Origin of the sequence: Streptomyces sp. NPDC045431, assembly GCF_040646655.1 — a bacterium.
In the GTDB taxonomy this organism is placed as follows: Bacteria; Actinomycetota; Actinomycetes; order Streptomycetales; family Streptomycetaceae; genus Streptomyces.
Genome location: NZ_JBEZAQ010000002.1, coordinates 426,544 through 441,825, shown reverse-complemented (window position 1 = coordinate 441,825; position 15,282 = coordinate 426,544). Strand labels below are relative to the sequence as shown.

Here is a 15,282-nt window from a genome sequence, read left to right as displayed (position 1 = left end):
ACCGAGGCGGATACCCATGTCAGGCGCGACCTTCGACTACGGCCCCGACTTCTACGACGAGCCCACGGTCTTCCCCCGCTACCAGGAGGCCCGGGCGGCCGCCGACGAGGGCAACACCACCCTCGAGGAGCCGTACGTCCTCGCCTTCGTCGGCGACCTGCGGGGCCGTACGGTGCTCGACCTCGGCTGCGGGGACGGCACGTTCGGCGCGTCGGTGCTGCGGGCCGGCGCGGACCGCTACCACGGCGTCGACGGCAGCAGCCGGATGCTCGCGGCCGCCGCCGCCCGCCTGGACCCGGCGACGCTGGAGCGCACCGACCTCAACGCCTGGACCTGCCGGGAGCCGGGGGCGTGGGACGTGGTCACGGCCCGCATGGTGGTGCACTACCTCGACGACCTCCCGGCGCTCCTGCGGGAGGTGCGGACCGCCCTGGCCCCCGGCGGCCGGTTCGTCCTCTCCGTCGAGCACCCTGTGGTCACCTGCGCCTACGACGGCGACTTCCACGACGGTGTGCCGTCCGAGATGCGGGTGCGCGGCTACTTCGACGAGGGCGAGCGCGCCTGCGAGTGGCTCGGCTCCTCCGTACGGAAGGTGCACCGCCCCGTCGAGACCTACGTCAGCGAGCTGCTCGGGGCGGGGTTCGCCCTGACCGGGCTGTCCGAGGGGCGGCCCGTACCGGACAACTTCCGGGACCCCCGCACGTGCGAGGCGCGCCGGGCCGTCCCCATGTACCTCACGATCCGGGCGGAGAAGCCGGCCGGCTGACGCCCACGCACCCTCCGCCACAAGGAGCCGTCACATGACGAGAAGGACGAGAAGGACGAGCAAGACGAGCAGCACGAGAAGCAACAGCACGCCCAGAACCATCGGGAACCTCACGGCCCTGGCCGCCTCCCTGCTGCTGACGTGCCTCACCACGGGCGCGTCGGCCGCATCACCGGACACCGCACCGCGGCACCTCAAGGTGTGGTTCATGTGGGGCTCCGTACCGGCGCCCGTGGTGGACCGGCTCGTCGGCGAGTTCGAGGCGGCGCACCCCGGCGTCGAGGTGGACGTCGAGCTGCAGAGCTGGGTCGGCATCCAGGAGCGCCTGGAGGCCGCGCTCGCCTCCGGCGACTCGCCCGACGTCGTGGAGCTCGGCACCACCACGACGCCCTCGTTCGCCTCCGCCGGCCTGCTCAAGGACCTCAGCGCGAAGGCCGACGCGCTGGGCTCCCGGGAGTGGATACCGTCGCTGCGCGAGTCGGGGAACTGGCAGGGCAAGCAGTACGGAGTGCCGCTGTACGCAGCGTCCCGCGTGGTCATCTACCGCACGGACCTCTTCGCCCAGGCCGGTCTCGACACACCCCGGGACCAGAAGGAGTGGGTGCGCACCACACGGGCGCTGGGCCGGGCGCACCAGGCGGACCCCGGCTTCCAGCCGATCTACCTGCCGGGCCAGAACTGGTACGTGCTCTCCGGCCTGCTCCACGACCGGGGCGGCCGGCTCGCCACCCATGACGGCACCCGCTGGCACGGCGGACTCGCCACCGCCGAGGCCGCCTCGGCGCTGAAGTACTACCGCACGCTCCAGTCGCTGTCGCAGGCGCCGAAGGACCGGGACGAGGCCCACCCGTTCCAGTACGAGGAGCTCGCCAAGGGCGGGATCGGCCAGATGGTCGGGCTGCCCTGGGAGCTGGCGGACGCCGAGCGCATCAACCCCGCACTCCGCGGCAAGCTCGGCATGTTCCCCGTGCCGGGGCTCTCGGCGGACCGGCCGGGCAGCGTCTTCCTCGGCGGTTCGAACCTCGCGGTGTCGGCCCGCAGCGCGCAGCCGGAGGCGGCGCTGGAGTGGGTCGCCGGGATCACCGGCCCCGAGGCCCAGAAGCGGATCGCGGCGGCGAACGGCACGCTGCCCAACCGGCTGGCGCTGGCGCGGGAGGTCGACAGCCCGGTGGTCAGGGTGCAGGCCGAGGCCGCCGCGAACGGGCACACCACCCCGGTCGACCCCCGCTGGCCGCTGGTGGAAGCCGAACCGAACCCGGTCAAGACGCTCCTCACCGACGTGCTCACCGGCCAGCCGGCCCGCGCGGCCGGGCGCCGGGCGGACCTGGCCGTGGAGGAGCGGCTGAACGGAACACCACCGCCGTCGGCCGGAACACCACCGTCACCGGCGGGCGGCCGCGCCGGTCCGCTCCACTGAGCGAGCACGGACAGCCACCGGGTGCTGGTCCGGCGCCTCGTCACGAGCGACCGCCGGACCGTCACCCGGTTCCCCCACCACCATCCGTCCTGGAGTGAACGACATGTCGGCAACCCCTCCGTATCTGCACCGGGCGTCCTCCGACCGCCCCTACTTCAGCGCCGACGGCGAGACCTATCTGACGCCGACGCCCCTGCGGGACCTCGACAAGAGCCTGCCACTGCGGGTCCTGTCCGAGGAGGACTTCACCTTCTGGCAGACGTACGGCTACGTCGTCGTCAAGCAGGCGATCCCCGCCGCCCACGCGAAACGGCTGCTCGACTTCGCCTGGGAGTTCCAGGGCCTCGACCCCGAGCGCCCCGACACCTGGTACGAGGACCGGCCCTTCCGCACCGACCTGGACAGAGAACTCCACGTCTACGGCTTCGTGGAGGCCTACCAGCACCAGCTCATCTGGGACAGCCGGCAGCGGCAGCGGGTCTACGACGCGTTCGTCGACGTCTGGGACTGCGAGGAGCTGTGGGTCACCCTGGACCGGCTCAACCTGAACCCGCCCAACGTGAGGAACCGGGACCGCGCGCTCATCGCGCCGACGGACCAGGGGTTCGACATCGAGCTCCACTGGGACGTCGACACCACCCTCAGCGTGCCGCCCCAGCGGGTCCAGGGCATCATCGCCCTCACCGACACCCGGCCCGACCACGGCGGCTTCCAGTGCTCGCCGGAGCTCTTCCGGCGCTTCGACCGGTGGAAGCTCGACCAGCCCGCCGACCGGGACCCCATCAGGCCCCGTACCGACAAGGCCGAATTCCCCGTGATCCGCCCCGAACTCGAGGCCGGCGACCTGCTGATCTGGAACGGCCTGCTGGCCCACGGGGTGGCACGCAACACCTCGGCGGACGGGGTGCGGGCGGTGCAGTACCTGTCCATGATGCCCGCCCTGGAATCACACCAGACGCTCCGCCGGTCCCGTATCGACTCCTGGCGCCATCTCTCCACCCCCGAGTGGAACAAGACGCTGGTCGGCGACTGCGTCCGGCACGAGTCGCTCCGCTACGGCAGGGCGACGCTCAACGACCTCGGTGCCCGGCTCCTCGGACTCGCCCCCTGGCACGGGGAGCCGCACGGAGAGCCCGACGGGACCGGGAAAGCGCCCGCACACGTCTCCGGAGAGCCGGCGTGAACCGCATATGCCTGGCCCTCCCCACCAACAGGGCCTGCGCCCCGATGATCTCGGCCATCGGTGGGGAGGCCGACTACGCGGCCACCCACTTCGGCGTCGAGGTGCACCTGCTCGTCCTGGACTCCTCCGACGCGGCGACGTACGCCGAACACGCCCGCGTCATCGAAGAAGAGCGCGAGTTCCGGGCGCCCCAAGTGGTCGTGCACCATCTGAACGACGCGGACCAACGGGCCTTCCTCCACGAGGTGGTACGCCGTTCCGGAGCGGCGAAGCCGGAGCTGCTGCTCGACCTGATGCTCCCCGCCGCCCTCTCCTACGGCGCCTGCACCAACCGCGCCTTCCTGCTGGCCGCCGCGCTGGGCTGCCGGTCGGTGCACCGCAGGGACTCCGACAGCGCCTACCAGGTCCTGGACGGTGAGCCGGTGTACCCCGTCGACCAGGAGCTCCGCTCGCTGGGCAGGCGCGCCGCCGACGCCGCGGCCGGCGTCTCGGCCGTCGCCCTGCCGCCCGAACGCGTCGACCTGCCGGTCGTTCTCGCGGGCGCCTCGTTCGTCGGCGAGCTGTCCGTGGACATCTCCGAGATCCGCGCCCTCGACCCCGCCGTCTACCACGACGTCGTCAGCCTGTGGGCCCCGCCCGAGTGGTCGTACGAGCAGAAGCGCGCGCTCGTCGAGGAGTCGTTCAAGGGCGCGGGCACCGAGCCGTTCGTCGGGGATCACTCCACGCTGACCACGGTCGACCCCATGCGCGTGGACATGTGCAACGTCGCCTTCCACCAGGACGTGTACGGGCGGGTGCCGCTGCCGCCGGCCACCGACACCATCGGCAGCGACTACTTCCTCCTGCACCTGGTGCACGACGCGCTGTTGCCCGGCGTCCTGCACAACAGGCACGTCGTGAACTTCTACACCCCCGAGCGGCGCACCACGCCCGGGTTCATGGCGTACCAGACGCGGTTCACGAAGTTCCTCCTCTCGATGCTGTACTTCCACTTCGTCTACCGCGAGATGGCCGCGGCCGGCCCGGAGCTCCTCGACGGCCGGAACCGGCTGCGCGCGGACCGGATCGCCGCACTGGCGCGGCAGAGCGCCCTGCTGGACCAGACGGAGAACGTACGGCGCCTGCTGACCATCGAGCGTTCCTACCGGAAACTCGGAGGCAGGTACGCCGAGTTCGCCGACTCCCTGGCGGAACGCGCGCCGCGGCTGCTCGACGAAGCCCGCCAGGACGTCCTGCACTTCGCGCTCCTCGTCGAAGCGTGGGAAGCGCTGACGCGCGCGAGCGACGCGGTGGGCCCGACATGGTGACGGCCGCCGGCGTCCACATACGCCCCCTCTCCGAGGGCGACTGGGCCGACATCACGGCGCTGGAGGCCGCCGCCTACACCGACCTCACGCTGTCGGAGGACCCGGCCGCACTGAAATCCAGAGCGCGCTCCTCGCCGAGTACCTGTTTCGTACTGGAATGGGAGTGGCGGACCGTGGGCTATGTGCTCGCCCTTCCCTATCCGCTCTTCTCCTATCCGGATCTCACCAGGAGCGAGGAGGCCGTGCACCACGCGCGCAACCTGCACCTGCACGACCTCGTCATCGCCGAGCCCTTCCGGCGCAGGGGGCTGGGCAGGCGCCTGCTGCACGCCCTCACGGCGAGGGCCCGCTCGGAGGGGTACGAGCAGATCTCCCTGATCGCGGTCGGCGGCAGCGACGCCTTCTGGGCGGTGAACGGGTTCCACGCCCGGCGCGAGGTCGAGCTCCCCCCGAGTTACGGCCCGCAGGCGGTCTACATGTCCAAGGGGGTGCGGCAGGACCGGGTCAGCCGGACCCCCTCAGCGGCTCGGCGGCCATGAGCGACCCGGTGACGGCCTCGGCCGCGGCGATCCCGGCGACCTTGGTGGCGCCGTGGGTGACCAGGTCGGCGGCGCCGGTGGCGCCGTCGGCGGGCACGCCCATCTCCACCACCACGGCGTCCGGGCGGTCGCGCAGCAGGCGGGCCACGGCGTCGGACATCCAGCGGTGGCGGGCCGCGTCCCGCACCACGATGATCAGCGCCCGCCCCAGGGCCGGGAGGAGCACCCCACGGCCGAGCGCCTCGCCCGCGGGATCGACGTCCGCCTCGGTCAGCCGGACCGAGGTGGTGGCCGGGCGCAGCCGGCCCAGCGGCTCGGCCAGACCCCAGGGGGTGCGGCCGTCGACGGCCAGGCTCATCGCCGGGGAGAACTCCACGACATGAGCGTCACCGACGACCGGCAGGGCCCTCTCGGGCGCACCGGGGCGGCGGTGGATCCGGACGGCCTGCCGGGCGGCGACCAGACCGACGTCGGAGCGGGTGCCGTCGGGCGCGACCGCCTGGAACCGCTTGCCGGACCAGGAGGCGAACTCCGCCACGCGGTGGAGATCCGCGAGCGCGGCATATGTCGCGCTCCGATCCGAGCCGCTCCAGGGTGTCCCGCCTGCGCTCCGCCGTGGTGCGGCGCATGTTCTCCGTAGCGTGCACGGGTGACGACCTTAGCCATCAGGCCGACGGTGCGCATGGGGCGCAGGTCCTAAGCCCGAAGGCGGACCGGGCTTGTCACACCCGTGCGCCATGCTTTCCGACATGCGCCTAAGAACCCTCGGGGGAGGACTCCAGCGCGTCGACCGCCTGTGCCAGCAGCGCCGTCAGGGCGTCGACCACCCCGGGCGGGAGCCCCGCGAGCCGACGGGCGTGCGTGGCGTCCACGGTGTCCTGGATCCGCTCGCAGACGCGCAGGCCCTCGTCGGTGAGCTGTGCCCACGAACTGCGCCCGTCGTGCAGGTCCGCCTCCCGTACGACGTAGCCGGACTCGGTCATCCGCCGGATGACGTTGCTGGTCCCGCCGGACGACAGGCGGCAGACGGCGGACAGCTCGGTCGGCTTCAGCCGGTGTTCCGGCGCCGCGCCCCGCAGCGCCGCCAGGACGTCGAAGTCGGCGCGGGTCAGGCCGTGGCGGGTGGCCTCGGCGTTGACGGTGGCGTCCATGGCGGTGGTCAGCCGCGTGGCCTGCTCGGCCAGTTCCGCCGGCGCGCTGCGCGCCGCCACCCCGGCGGCCGCGCGTTCCCGGCCCCGCCTCGCCCTCACGTCCACGTCCGCCACTTCCCGGTCCCTCCCCGTGATGGGGAACATCCGCCCCTGCACGGGCCAGGGAAGTCTAGGCGGCGCACGCCCCGGCGGAACAGCACACCGAGGCACGGCTTCCGGGGCCACACGCCCCGCAAGCCGCGCTAGCGACGAGGACGGACCGCGTCATGCGGTGGAGCGGGACACCGCGTCGGCCCAGCGGGTCAGCAGGGCGTCCGCCGCCGCGGCGTTCGGGGCCTCCACCCAGACGCCGGTGACCGCCCGGGAGGCGTCCGGCAGCACCAGGGCCCAGCAGCCGTCCGGCTCCACCACGCGGATGCCCTCGGTGGTGTCCACCTCGAGCCCGGCGGCGGCCTCCGCGACCTGCCGCATGACCGTGCCCTTCGCCTCCCACGGGGTGGCCAGCTCGCGCCTGCGGACGAAGGTCCGCGGCACCGCCTCCACCAGGGCGCTCAGCGGCGCGGCGCGGCGGGCGAGGAGCGCCGTGAGGCGGGCGAGCGCCGCGAACCCGTCGTGGTACGGGGAGTTCTCCGGCAGGGCGAAGCCTCCCCGGCCGTCGGCGGCGAGGACGGTCCCGGCGGCCTCGGCGGCGCGGATGGCACGGTCCGGGGCCGAGGAGGTCCGTACGACCCGGCCGCCGTGCCGCGCGGCGACGTCCTCGGCGGCGCGGCTGACGGTGGGCGGCAGCACGACCGCGCCGCCGGGCCGCTCGGCCGAGACCAGCTGGACCATGAGGAGGAGCAGCGTCTCGTCGGACACCTCACGGCCGCGCTCGTCCACCACGGAGACGCGCTGCCCGGTGGGATCGATCCGGACGCCGAAGTCGGCGTGGTTGGCGGCGACGACGTCACCGAGGTAGCGCAGGGCGCCCCGGCGTTCGACGGCCGTCTCGGTGGCGCGCTCGTCGTCGAGGCCGGTGTTGAGGGTGACCGCGCGGACGCCCAGCCCGTCGAGGAGGCCCGGCAGCACCAGGGCGCCGCTGCCGAACGCCGCGTCCACGACGACCTTGGGCGCCCGCTCGCGGACCGCCGCCGTGTCGACGCGCTTCAGCAGCCGCTCGGTGTACGCGCCCAGCGCGGTCGCCGCCGACTCCTCCCCGGACAGCAGCGCACCGAACTCCCCGGCGGGCGCCCGCCGGAACTCCGCCCGGCTCAGCAGCCGCTCCAGCTTGCGCTGCGCGGCCTGCGGCAGGTCCACGCCGTGGGCGTCGAGGAACGTCAGGCTCACCGAGTCGGCCGCGCCCGGCGTCGTCGTCAGCAGGACGCCGCCGTCGGTGAGCGCCGCCTCCCGCCGGGCGACCGGCACCGGGACGTGGCCCAGGTCGCGTACGTGCACGCCGCTCGACTGGAGCGCGGACACGACCGCGGTGGCCAGCACCCGTGAGCCCTGGGCGTGGTCGCGGGCGACGGTGACGGTGGCGTCGTGGGGCACCGTCGTCGCGAACGCCCCGGCGAGCCGCACGGCCAGTTCGGGCGTGAGGTCGACGTTGACGACACCGCTGACGCCCTGCGGACCGAACAGCGCCCGGGAGCCCTGGTTGTCCCAGAGGAGGTCGGTGCCGATCACGGCGCCCGCGCCGACGGCCTTCCCCGGGTTGACGACCACGCCCGCCGACACCACCGCGTCCTCGCCCACCCGGGAGTTCTCGCCGACGACCACGCCCTCCTCCAGGCGCGCCGAGCGCCGCACGGTGGTGTTGCGGCCCACGACGCACCCGCGCAGCGAGGTGTGCGCCCCGGCGTACGCGTACGGGTGCAGCACCGCCCGGTGGAGGTGGGCGCCGGGCTCGACGACGCTGTGGGCGCCGATCACCGAGTGCTCGTGGACCCGCGCCCCGGCGGCGATCCGCGCGTGCTCGCCGATGACCACCGGACCCCGGACGTCGGCCTCCGGGTCGACCCAGGCGCTGTCGGCCACCCACACACCGGGCAGGATCTCGGTCCCGGGGAGGCCGGAGTCCACGCGGCCGTCCAGCAGGTCCGTCTGGGCCTGCCGGTAGCCGTCGAGGGTGCCGACGTCCTGCCAGTAGGCGTCGGCGACGTAGCCGCGGACGGCCGCGCCCTGGGCGATCAGCCGCGGCAGGACGTCACCGGACCAGTCGACCGGCGCCCCGGCCGGCACGTGGGCCAGGACCTCCGGCTCCATCACGTAGATGCCGGTGTTCACGGTGTCGGAGAACACCTCGCCCCACGTCGGCTTCTCCAGGAAGCGCTCGATGCGGCCGTCCTCTCCGACCACGGTGACGCCGAACTCCAGCGGGTCGGGCACGCGGGTCAGGCAGACCGTGACCATCGCCCGCCGCTCCCGGTGGTGGCGTATCAGCGCCGACAGGTCGATGTCGGTGAGGGCGTCTCCGGAGATCACCAGGAAGGGCGCGCCGCCCAGCTCGTCCTCGGCGTTCTTGACGCTGCCGGCCGTCCCGAGCGGGGTCTCCTCGTGGGCGTACGTGAGGGACATGCCGAGGTCCGAACCGTCCCCGAACCGCTCCTCGATGAGGTGGGCGAGGAACTGCACGGTGACCACGGTCTCCGTGACGCCGTGTCTGCGCAGCAGCCTCAGTACGTGTTCCATGATGGGTCGTTCGCCGACGGGGAGCAGCGGCTTGGGCACGGACGTGGTCAGGGGGCGCAGGCGGGTGCCCTCGCCTCCGGCCATCACAACAGCCTTCACAGGGAAAGACTCCTTTCGGACGGGTGGCGGTGCGGCGGGAAGGGAGCTGTCTCGGGCGGAACGGGCGGGACAGGCGGAACGGACAGTGCGGTCGGTACGGAGGGGGCGTTCACGCCGCCCAGGCGCAGCGCGAACAGGACCTCGTCCCGGGCACCTTCCAGGACCAGGTCGGTGCCGGGGGCCAGTTCCTGCTGGGCGAGGGCGACACAGCGCACCCCGCCGGCGGCGAGCGAGTCCAGCCCGCCCATGCGCAGCAGCAGGCGGTCCACCGGCTGCCGTACCGCCTGGCCCAGCAGGGCGCGCAGGGCGGGTACGCGTGCGTCGGTGAGCTCCCCGGACAGATGGAGGACGGCGGTCCGTCCGGAGACGGCGAGATAGGCGTCGAAGGTCATCGGCCGGGTCCCTTTCGTACGGGGGCGGAGGCGGGGCCGGGCGCGGCGGGCCGCAGGCGGACCCGTACCGTGGGCCGGCCGGCGGTGTCCGGGAGCCGTACGGCCATGGCCTCGGCGTCGAAGTCGGACCAGGGCTCGCCGTCGACGAGCACCCGGTCCAGGAGGACCCTTCCGGGCGGCAGGAGGTCGGGGGCGACGCGCAGGACGCGCCGACCGCCGCCCCGGGGGAGTGCGGCGTCCGGCCGCGGCTTGTACCAGAGCTCCAGCGGCTCGCCCTGGAGCAGCAGCCGCTGGTACACCTCGGCGAGGTAGCAGAGCTCCGCCTTGTGGTACATGGACATCGCGTGGCTGCCCTTGAGGCGTTCGTCGCCGACCGCGTACGGGATGCCCTGGGCGAGCACGGTGAAGTGGACGGCGCCGGCGTCGTGGTCGAGGAAGAAGGCGTTGTAGAAGGCGGCGGCCTCGCGCGCGTGCCGCAGATGGCCGTCGTCGCCGGTGTGGGCGGTCAGCAGCAGATAGGCGAGGATCGCCTGCTCCTGCTGCCACCAGGCCTTGCGGTCGTGGTGTGCGAAGGCGTGCCGGCCGTCGCGTGGTTCGCGCTCCATCAGGTCGTACCAGCCGCCGCGTTGGCCGTCCCGCCCGATGTCGGGCAGCAGCGCGCCGAGCCGCTCGGCCAGCGCCCGGTACTCGCGCTTGGGGCGGGCCGCCTGCATGCGCAGCAGGTTCCAGACGATCTTCAGGTTGTGGCCGACCACCGCGTGGTTCCTCTGCCAGCCCCAGTGGTGGTCGGGGGTCCAGTCGGCGTGGAAGCGCTCGTTGACGAAGGGGCTCGTGCCGCCGCGCTCCGGCATGTGCTCCACGATCATGTCGAAGGTGTGCTCCAGCATGCGCAGATGGCGCTCGTCGCCCGTGGCCAGGTAGAGGTTGATCAGGTACGCGGGCGCGTGGTCCCCGACGGAGTTCCAGTTCTTGCGGGAGCGGTTGGGGCCCAGGGTGTCGGCGTGCGGGCTCAGGGTCACCGGGTCGATGTGGGAGTAGTAGCCGCCCAGCCTGCGGTCGGCGTAGAACCGCTCGAAGAGCCGTACGGTGCCGTCGATGTCCGCCCGGATCCGCGGGTCGCCGGTGATCCGGTACGTCTGGGCCAGACCGACGAGCGCGTAGATCTGCTCGTACGCGGGCAGGGACCGGTGCTCGTCGCCGAACTCCGAGGCGAACAGCTTCCGTTCGCCCAGCGGGTGCTTCTCGATGCCGTGGTACCAGTAGACGACGTCCTCCGCCCGGTCGTGGAAGCGCAGGTGGTCGTGGAGGTAGCGGGAGCCGCGCTCGGCGGTGTCCAGGTACGTCTCGTCGCCGGTGAGCAGGTAGGTGGTGGCCATGCCGTACACGAGCCGCGAGATGGTGTCCGTCTCCTGCACGCCGTACGCCGGCTTCTCGCCGCCGCCGCGCAGTTCGGTGCGGTACTGCCCGAAGTCGGCCGGGCCGCCGCCGAACTGGGAGCGGTGGTAGAAGCCGGCGAGCCGGCGCAGCTGGTCGGTCCACCAGCCGGGCTCCTCGTGCGGGTGCGGGTACGGCGTCCCGGGGCCGCCCGCCACGACGAGGTGGTCGACCTGGCAGCGCGGACCGTCCGGGCCGCCCTGGTAGACCGGGCCGTAGCCGAACACCAGGGCGCTCGGCACCAGGTGCTCCGCCAGCCGGCCCGTCACGTCGTGGTACGGCTCGCCCAGGTTGCGCAGCCGCTGCGCGGAGGTGGCCGCGGTGACCTCCAGCGTCACCGGCGCCCCGCCCAGGGTGCGCAGCACCAGCCGGTCGCCCCGGAACTCCTGGACGTAACCGGCCATCGTGTCGGAGAACGACGCCACGGGGGTGCTTACGGCGTTCACGCGGCGGCTCCCGCGGGACGGGCCAGCGTCTCGATCACGGTGCGCGCCAGCAGGTGGCAGTGGTCCGCGCTGCGCGAGGTGATGAGGTCGCCGTCCACGACCAGGTCCTGGTCCAGGTAACCGGCGCCCATGTTGCGCACATCGGCGACGAGGTTGTTGTGACAGGTCACCGGGCGGCCCCGGATCAGCTCCTTGGCCGCCGACAGCAGCAGCAGGCCGTGGCAGGAGAACGCCTTCACCAGGTGCGGGATGCCGAAGGCGCGCCGCATCAGCCGTACGGCGGGCGCCTCGCGGCCGACGTCCTCGCTGTAGCGCAGCCGGTCGGCGACCATCCCGCCGGGCACCACCAGCGCGGACAGCCGGGACAGTTCGTGGTAGCCGAGGGCCTCCAGGTCACCGGTCACGCGGACCTCGCCGCGGTGGTCGTGCCCGTGGAAGGTGAGGGAGTCACCGCCCCACAGCCGGGTCAGCAACTCGACGTGGGCGCCCTCCTCGGCGAACCGCCGCTCGAAGTAGGCGATCTCGTCCTCGGCGAAGTCGTTCTCCATGAGGACACCGATGCGCTTGCCGGCCAGGCGGCCGTCCGGCAGCGGTCTGATACGTGCCATGCTGACATTCCCCCGCGGGTGAGAAGTACGGAAACGGTCGGAACGGACGGAACGGGGACGTCACGCGTGGGCCGGTACCGGGGACCCGGCCCGGGGCGTGAGGGCGTCCACGGTGTAGCCGCGGATGCGCGGCCGGCCGTCGAGCAGCACGACGGACCAGGTCTGCCGGGCGTCGAAGTCCAGGGTCCGGCTGTACGCGTCGGGCGGGCTCCACACCCGCGCGCGCCAGCTGACGGCGACCTCGACCTCCGCGCTCCGCGGGTCCACGGGGCGGACGGTGACCGCGTCGACCCGGTGCACCTCGTCGAAGTACAGCGCGCAGACCTTGCGGTACCAGGAGCGGAAGCCGGCCAGCCCCCGGACGGGGCCCTCGGGGAAGCGCATGACGAGTCCGCGCGGGACCAGGTGGTGCAGCACCTCCTCGACGGGGGCGTGCCGGTCGAGGGCGGCGTACCAGTCGGTGACGGTCCGTTCCACGGCGGACCGGGTGAGGAGGTCGGTGACAGGGGGCATGGATGGTCTCTTCTCCGTAACGGGGGGTCAGTTCGTGGTGACGAGGTCGATCAGGAACGGGCCCGTGCCGCCCAGCGCGGCGTCGACCGCCGGACCGATCTGCCCCGGGGTCTCCACGCGCACCGCCGGCACGCCGAGGGACTCCGCCAGCCCGGTGAACCCGATGGCGGGCCGGGACAGGTCGAACGCCTGCGGCGGGGCGGCCGTCCGGGCCTGCGGCCCGCCGCCGGGCCGCGTTTCGCGGTAGACGTCGAGGTTCAGGTCGAGCAGCCGGTAACGGCCGTTGTTGCAGACGACGAAGGTGGCGTCGATGCCGTACCGGGCGGCGGTCCACAGCGCCTGGATCGTGTACATGCTGCCGCCGTCCCCGGTGAAGCCCACCACCTCCAGGTCCGGCCGGGCCAGCTTCACGCCCATGGCGCCGGGGATCCCGACGCCCAGGGAGCCGCCGCGGGTCTGGAAGTACGTGCCCGGGAGGCGGGGAGGCAGGTGCCGTACGAGGTCGCCGGAGGCGGTCAGGGCCTCGTCGAACACGGCGAGGTCGTGCGGCGCGCGGGCGGCCAGCGTTGTGCAGAAACGTTCCATCAGGGAGGGTTCCGCCGAGAGCGGTGCCGCGAGCGGTGCCGAGGGCGCCGGAGCCGGCCCCGCCGCCGGCTCCGTCGTCGACGCCGGGGCCGTACCGCGCCCCCGCCCGGCCGCGGAGGCCGTACGGCCGCGGCGGCCCAGTTCGGCCGCGAGGGCGCCCAGCGCCGCCTTCGGGTCGGCGGCCACACCCAGGTCGACCGGGAAGTTCTTGGCGATCTCGTACGGGTCCGCGTCGACGTGGACCAGCCGCGCCCCGGGCCGGAAGGGACTGGCCAACCGGGGGAAGACCTCCGGGAACACGTACGTGCCCACGATCAGCACGGCGTCCGCCCCGGCCACCACGCGGGCGCTGTCGTCGCCCGACATGTGCCCGAGGACACCGGCGAAGAGCGGGTGCGTGGTGTCCATGTTCACCTCGGAGGAGTTCACCCCCCACACCCGTGCGCCCAGCCGCTCCGCGACGTCCGTCAGCTCCCGCTGCGCCCCGCTGACGGCGACGCCGTCGCCCATCAGGATCAACGGCCGCTCCCCGGCCAGCAGCAGGTCCGCCGCCTCCCGCGTGGTCGCCGCGTCCGGTGCGGAACGGGTCACCGGGACGGGGGCGGGCACGGCCGGTTCCGCCGTGAGCTCCTCCAGGACGTCGGCGGGCAGCACCACGAGGACGGGGCCGCGTGGGGGCGTCGCCGCGATCTTCACGGCGCGGCGCAGCACCCGCAGGACCGAGTCGGGGTGGACGACCCGCGTGGCGTACTTGGTGACCGGCGCCGCCATCGCCACCAGGTCCGCGGCCATCTGGGCGTCCATCGCGTCGTACCGCAGGCCCGCCTCGCCCGCCAGCGCGACCAGCGGGGAGCCGCCGCGCAGGGCCTGGTACAGCATGCCGATCGCGTTGCCGAGGCCCGCGCTGCTGTGCAGCTGGACGACCGCGGGGCGCCCGGAGGCGCGGGCGTAACCGTCGGCCATGGCCACCGCCACGCCTTCGTGCAGGGCGAGGACGTACGACGTGTCGCTGGCGTCGACGAGGTCCAGGAAGCCCTGCTCCACCGTGCCGGGGTTGCCGAACATGTGGCGGATGCCGTCGGCGGCGAACTGCTCGAAGAGCGCGGCCTTGGCGGGGCGCGGCTCCACGTCACCAGCCATGGCGCCGCAGCCCCCCGTCCAGGACCTCGGCCAGCAGCTCGCCCGCGAGGGCGGAGTCCGGCGTCGAACGGGCCGTGACGAAGGGGAAGTCGACGACGACCGAGGTCTCCTTGCCGACATTGCCGTGGAAGCCGCCGTCCGGCCCGGTGGCGTCCCGCAGGATGTACTCCAGGGGATAGGGCGGCGGGCCCATCACGAAATCGGTGCCGAGAAAGCCGGTCCCGTCCTTGTAGTCGTATTCCTTCGGGTGTCCCGTGACGTGTTTGCCCCACAGCAGACTGGTACGGGTATCCGGGTCGCGTGCGAATGCCAGCGCCGCCACTCCGTAGCATTCCGCCAGGATCGGCCGGTCCGCCGCCGCGAACGCCAGGATGATCTCGTGCAGCCGCTCGTTGTTGGCGAGGTCCACGATGGGGCCGCTGCCCCCGACGATGACCAGGGCGTCGAATCCGGCGAGCAGGTCGTCGGTGACCGCGGTGAGCCGGCGGTGGTACTCCTCCAGCTCCCTCAGGTGGTTCAGCGCGCTGAGGTACGGGCGCTCGGGCAGCAGCCCGGCCAGCGACAGCGGCTGGTCGAGCCGGTCCGATCCGTCCAGCTCACGGGCGCGCCGCGCCATGTCGGGGGTGGTGACCGTGCGCCCCAGCGGGGGGTCCAGATAGGTCGGATCGAGGCTCGGCGGCAGCGCTCGCGCCCGTTTTCCGGTGGGCGTGAGGAACGTGGTGCGGTAGCCGCGGGCGTCGAACACGTCGAGCGGACCGACCAGTTCCTCGCCCCAGTAACCGTATTCGGACAACACCACGAGAATGCGTTGGGACACGAAAGGCTCCATGCGGTGGAAAAGCCCGGCGGCATGGCGGAATTCGGCGTCCGGTGTGCCGGGACAACGTGGAGTTTGAGTCAAACCTCAGGAGTACGCCATCGGCAAGCCGCGCCCGGCGCGTTGGTGACACTGGAGCGAGTTGCCGAAGTAGCGGTGGTTCCCGCGTACCGGAAACGGGGCGTGCCGTACGTCCGTTCTCCCCGGACATACCG

14 protein-coding genes are annotated in these 15,282 nt (G+C 73.1%); 5 read left to right on the top strand and 9 right to left on the bottom strand.

What is annotated here, in order from left to right:
- Nucleotides 1-16 precede the first annotated feature (16 nt).
- The 5 genes from AB0A69_RS06460 (at nucleotide 17) to AB0A69_RS06440 (ending at nucleotide 5,212) form a co-directional block, all read left to right on the top strand.
- On the top strand, nucleotides 17-766 hold the full coding sequence (locus AB0A69_RS06460) for a class I SAM-dependent methyltransferase (RefSeq protein WP_361415970.1): 750 nt from the start codon (nucleotides 17-19) through the stop codon (nucleotides 764-766).
- Nucleotides 767-800: 34 nt separating this feature from the next.
- Nucleotides 801-2,183, top strand: a complete 1,383-nt coding sequence (locus AB0A69_RS06455; protein ID WP_361415968.1) for an extracellular solute-binding protein — start codon at nucleotides 801-803, stop codon at nucleotides 2,181-2,183.
- A 103-nt stretch (nucleotides 2,184-2,286) separates the two neighbouring features.
- A complete protein-coding gene (locus AB0A69_RS06450) occupies nucleotides 2,287-3,366 on the top strand; it encodes a phytanoyl-CoA dioxygenase family protein (protein ID WP_361415966.1) in 1,080 nt (359 codons plus the stop codon).
- Nucleotides 3,363-4,673: a DUF6271 family protein gene (locus AB0A69_RS06445; RefSeq protein WP_361415964.1), complete on the top strand. Its 1,311-nt coding sequence runs from the start codon at nucleotides 3,363-3,365 to the stop codon at nucleotides 4,671-4,673. Before AB0A69_RS06450 ends, AB0A69_RS06445 begins: the two co-directional genes overlap by 4 nt.
- Nucleotides 4,667-5,212 (top strand): GNAT family N-acetyltransferase, encoded by a 546-nt coding sequence (locus tag AB0A69_RS06440; protein WP_361415962.1) that lies wholly within the window; start codon nucleotides 4,667-4,669, stop codon nucleotides 5,210-5,212. Before AB0A69_RS06445 ends, AB0A69_RS06440 begins: the two co-directional genes overlap by 7 nt.
- Here the strand turns inward: AB0A69_RS06440 and AB0A69_RS06435 are convergent.
- The 9 genes from AB0A69_RS06435 to AB0A69_RS06395 all read right to left on the bottom strand — a co-directional run bounded on the left by AB0A69_RS06435 (nucleotide 5,178) and on the right by AB0A69_RS06395 (nucleotide 15,067).
- A complete protein-coding gene (locus AB0A69_RS06435) occupies nucleotides 5,178-5,750 on the bottom strand; it encodes a hypothetical protein (RefSeq protein ID WP_361415960.1) in 573 nt (190 codons plus the stop codon). The genes AB0A69_RS06440 and AB0A69_RS06435 overlap by 35 nt on opposite strands.
- A gap of 217 nt (nucleotides 5,751-5,967) precedes the next feature.
- Nucleotides 5,968-6,462, bottom strand: coding sequence for a MarR family transcriptional regulator (locus AB0A69_RS06430; RefSeq protein ID WP_361415958.1), 495 nt, complete (start codon nucleotides 6,460-6,462; stop codon nucleotides 5,968-5,970).
- A 165-nt stretch (nucleotides 6,463-6,627) separates the two neighbouring features.
- Complete coding sequence (locus tag AB0A69_RS06425) at nucleotides 6,628-9,132, bottom strand: sugar phosphate nucleotidyltransferase (RefSeq protein ID WP_361415956.1); 2,505 nt, start codon at nucleotides 9,130-9,132, stop codon at nucleotides 6,628-6,630.
- Nucleotides 9,129-9,524 carry an STAS domain-containing protein gene (locus AB0A69_RS06420; protein WP_361415954.1) on the bottom strand — a complete coding sequence of 132 codons (396 nt, stop codon included), beginning with the start codon at nucleotides 9,522-9,524 and terminating at the stop codon, nucleotides 9,129-9,131. The genes AB0A69_RS06425 and AB0A69_RS06420 overlap by 4 nt, the downstream gene beginning before the upstream one ends.
- A complete protein-coding gene (locus AB0A69_RS06415) occupies nucleotides 9,521-11,404 on the bottom strand; it encodes an AGE family epimerase/isomerase (RefSeq protein WP_361415952.1) in 1,884 nt (627 codons plus the stop codon). Before AB0A69_RS06415 ends, AB0A69_RS06420 begins: the two co-directional genes overlap by 4 nt.
- Nucleotides 11,401-12,012 (bottom strand): DJ-1/PfpI family protein, encoded by a 612-nt coding sequence (locus tag AB0A69_RS06410; RefSeq protein ID WP_361415950.1) that lies wholly within the window; start codon nucleotides 12,010-12,012, stop codon nucleotides 11,401-11,403. The genes AB0A69_RS06415 and AB0A69_RS06410 overlap by 4 nt, the downstream gene beginning before the upstream one ends.
- 60 nt (nucleotides 12,013-12,072) lie before the next feature.
- Complete coding sequence (locus AB0A69_RS06405; protein WP_361415948.1) at nucleotides 12,073-12,525, bottom strand: nuclear transport factor 2 family protein; 453 nt, start codon at nucleotides 12,523-12,525, stop codon at nucleotides 12,073-12,075.
- A gap of 27 nt (nucleotides 12,526-12,552) precedes the next feature.
- Nucleotides 12,553-14,250, bottom strand: a complete 1,698-nt coding sequence (locus AB0A69_RS06400) for a thiamine pyrophosphate-binding protein (RefSeq protein WP_361415946.1) — start codon at nucleotides 14,248-14,250, stop codon at nucleotides 12,553-12,555.
- A complete protein-coding gene (locus AB0A69_RS06395; RefSeq protein ID WP_361415944.1) occupies nucleotides 14,240-15,067 on the bottom strand; it encodes a type 1 glutamine amidotransferase domain-containing protein in 828 nt (275 codons plus the stop codon). The genes AB0A69_RS06400 and AB0A69_RS06395 overlap by 11 nt, the downstream gene beginning before the upstream one ends.
- Nucleotides 15,068-15,282 lie beyond the last annotated feature (215 nt).

Excerpts from the sequence above, each read along its gene's own strand:
- AB0A69_RS06400 (WP_361415946.1), bottom strand. The coding sequence starts at position 14,250 with ATGGCTGGTGACGTGGAGCCGCGCCCCGCCAAGGCCGCGCTCTTCGAG.
- AB0A69_RS06440 (WP_361415962.1), top strand. The coding sequence starts at position 4,667 with ATGGTGACGGCCGCCGGCGTCCACATACGCCCCCTCTCCGAGGGCGAC.
- AB0A69_RS06420 (WP_361415954.1), bottom strand. The coding sequence starts at position 9,524 with ATGACCTTCGACGCCTATCTCGCCGTCTCCGGACGGACCGCCGTCCTC.
- AB0A69_RS06410 (WP_361415950.1), bottom strand. The coding sequence starts at position 12,012 with ATGGCACGTATCAGACCGCTGCCGGACGGCCGCCTGGCCGGCAAGCGC.
- AB0A69_RS06455 (WP_361415968.1), top strand. The coding sequence starts at position 801 with ATGACGAGAAGGACGAGAAGGACGAGCAAGACGAGCAGCACGAGAAGC.
- AB0A69_RS06405 (WP_361415948.1), bottom strand. The coding sequence starts at position 12,525 with ATGCCCCCTGTCACCGACCTCCTCACCCGGTCCGCCGTGGAACGGACC.
- AB0A69_RS06450 (WP_361415966.1), top strand. The coding sequence starts at position 2,287 with ATGTCGGCAACCCCTCCGTATCTGCACCGGGCGTCCTCCGACCGCCCC.
- AB0A69_RS06460 (WP_361415970.1), top strand. The coding sequence starts at position 17 with ATGTCAGGCGCGACCTTCGACTACGGCCCCGACTTCTACGACGAGCCC.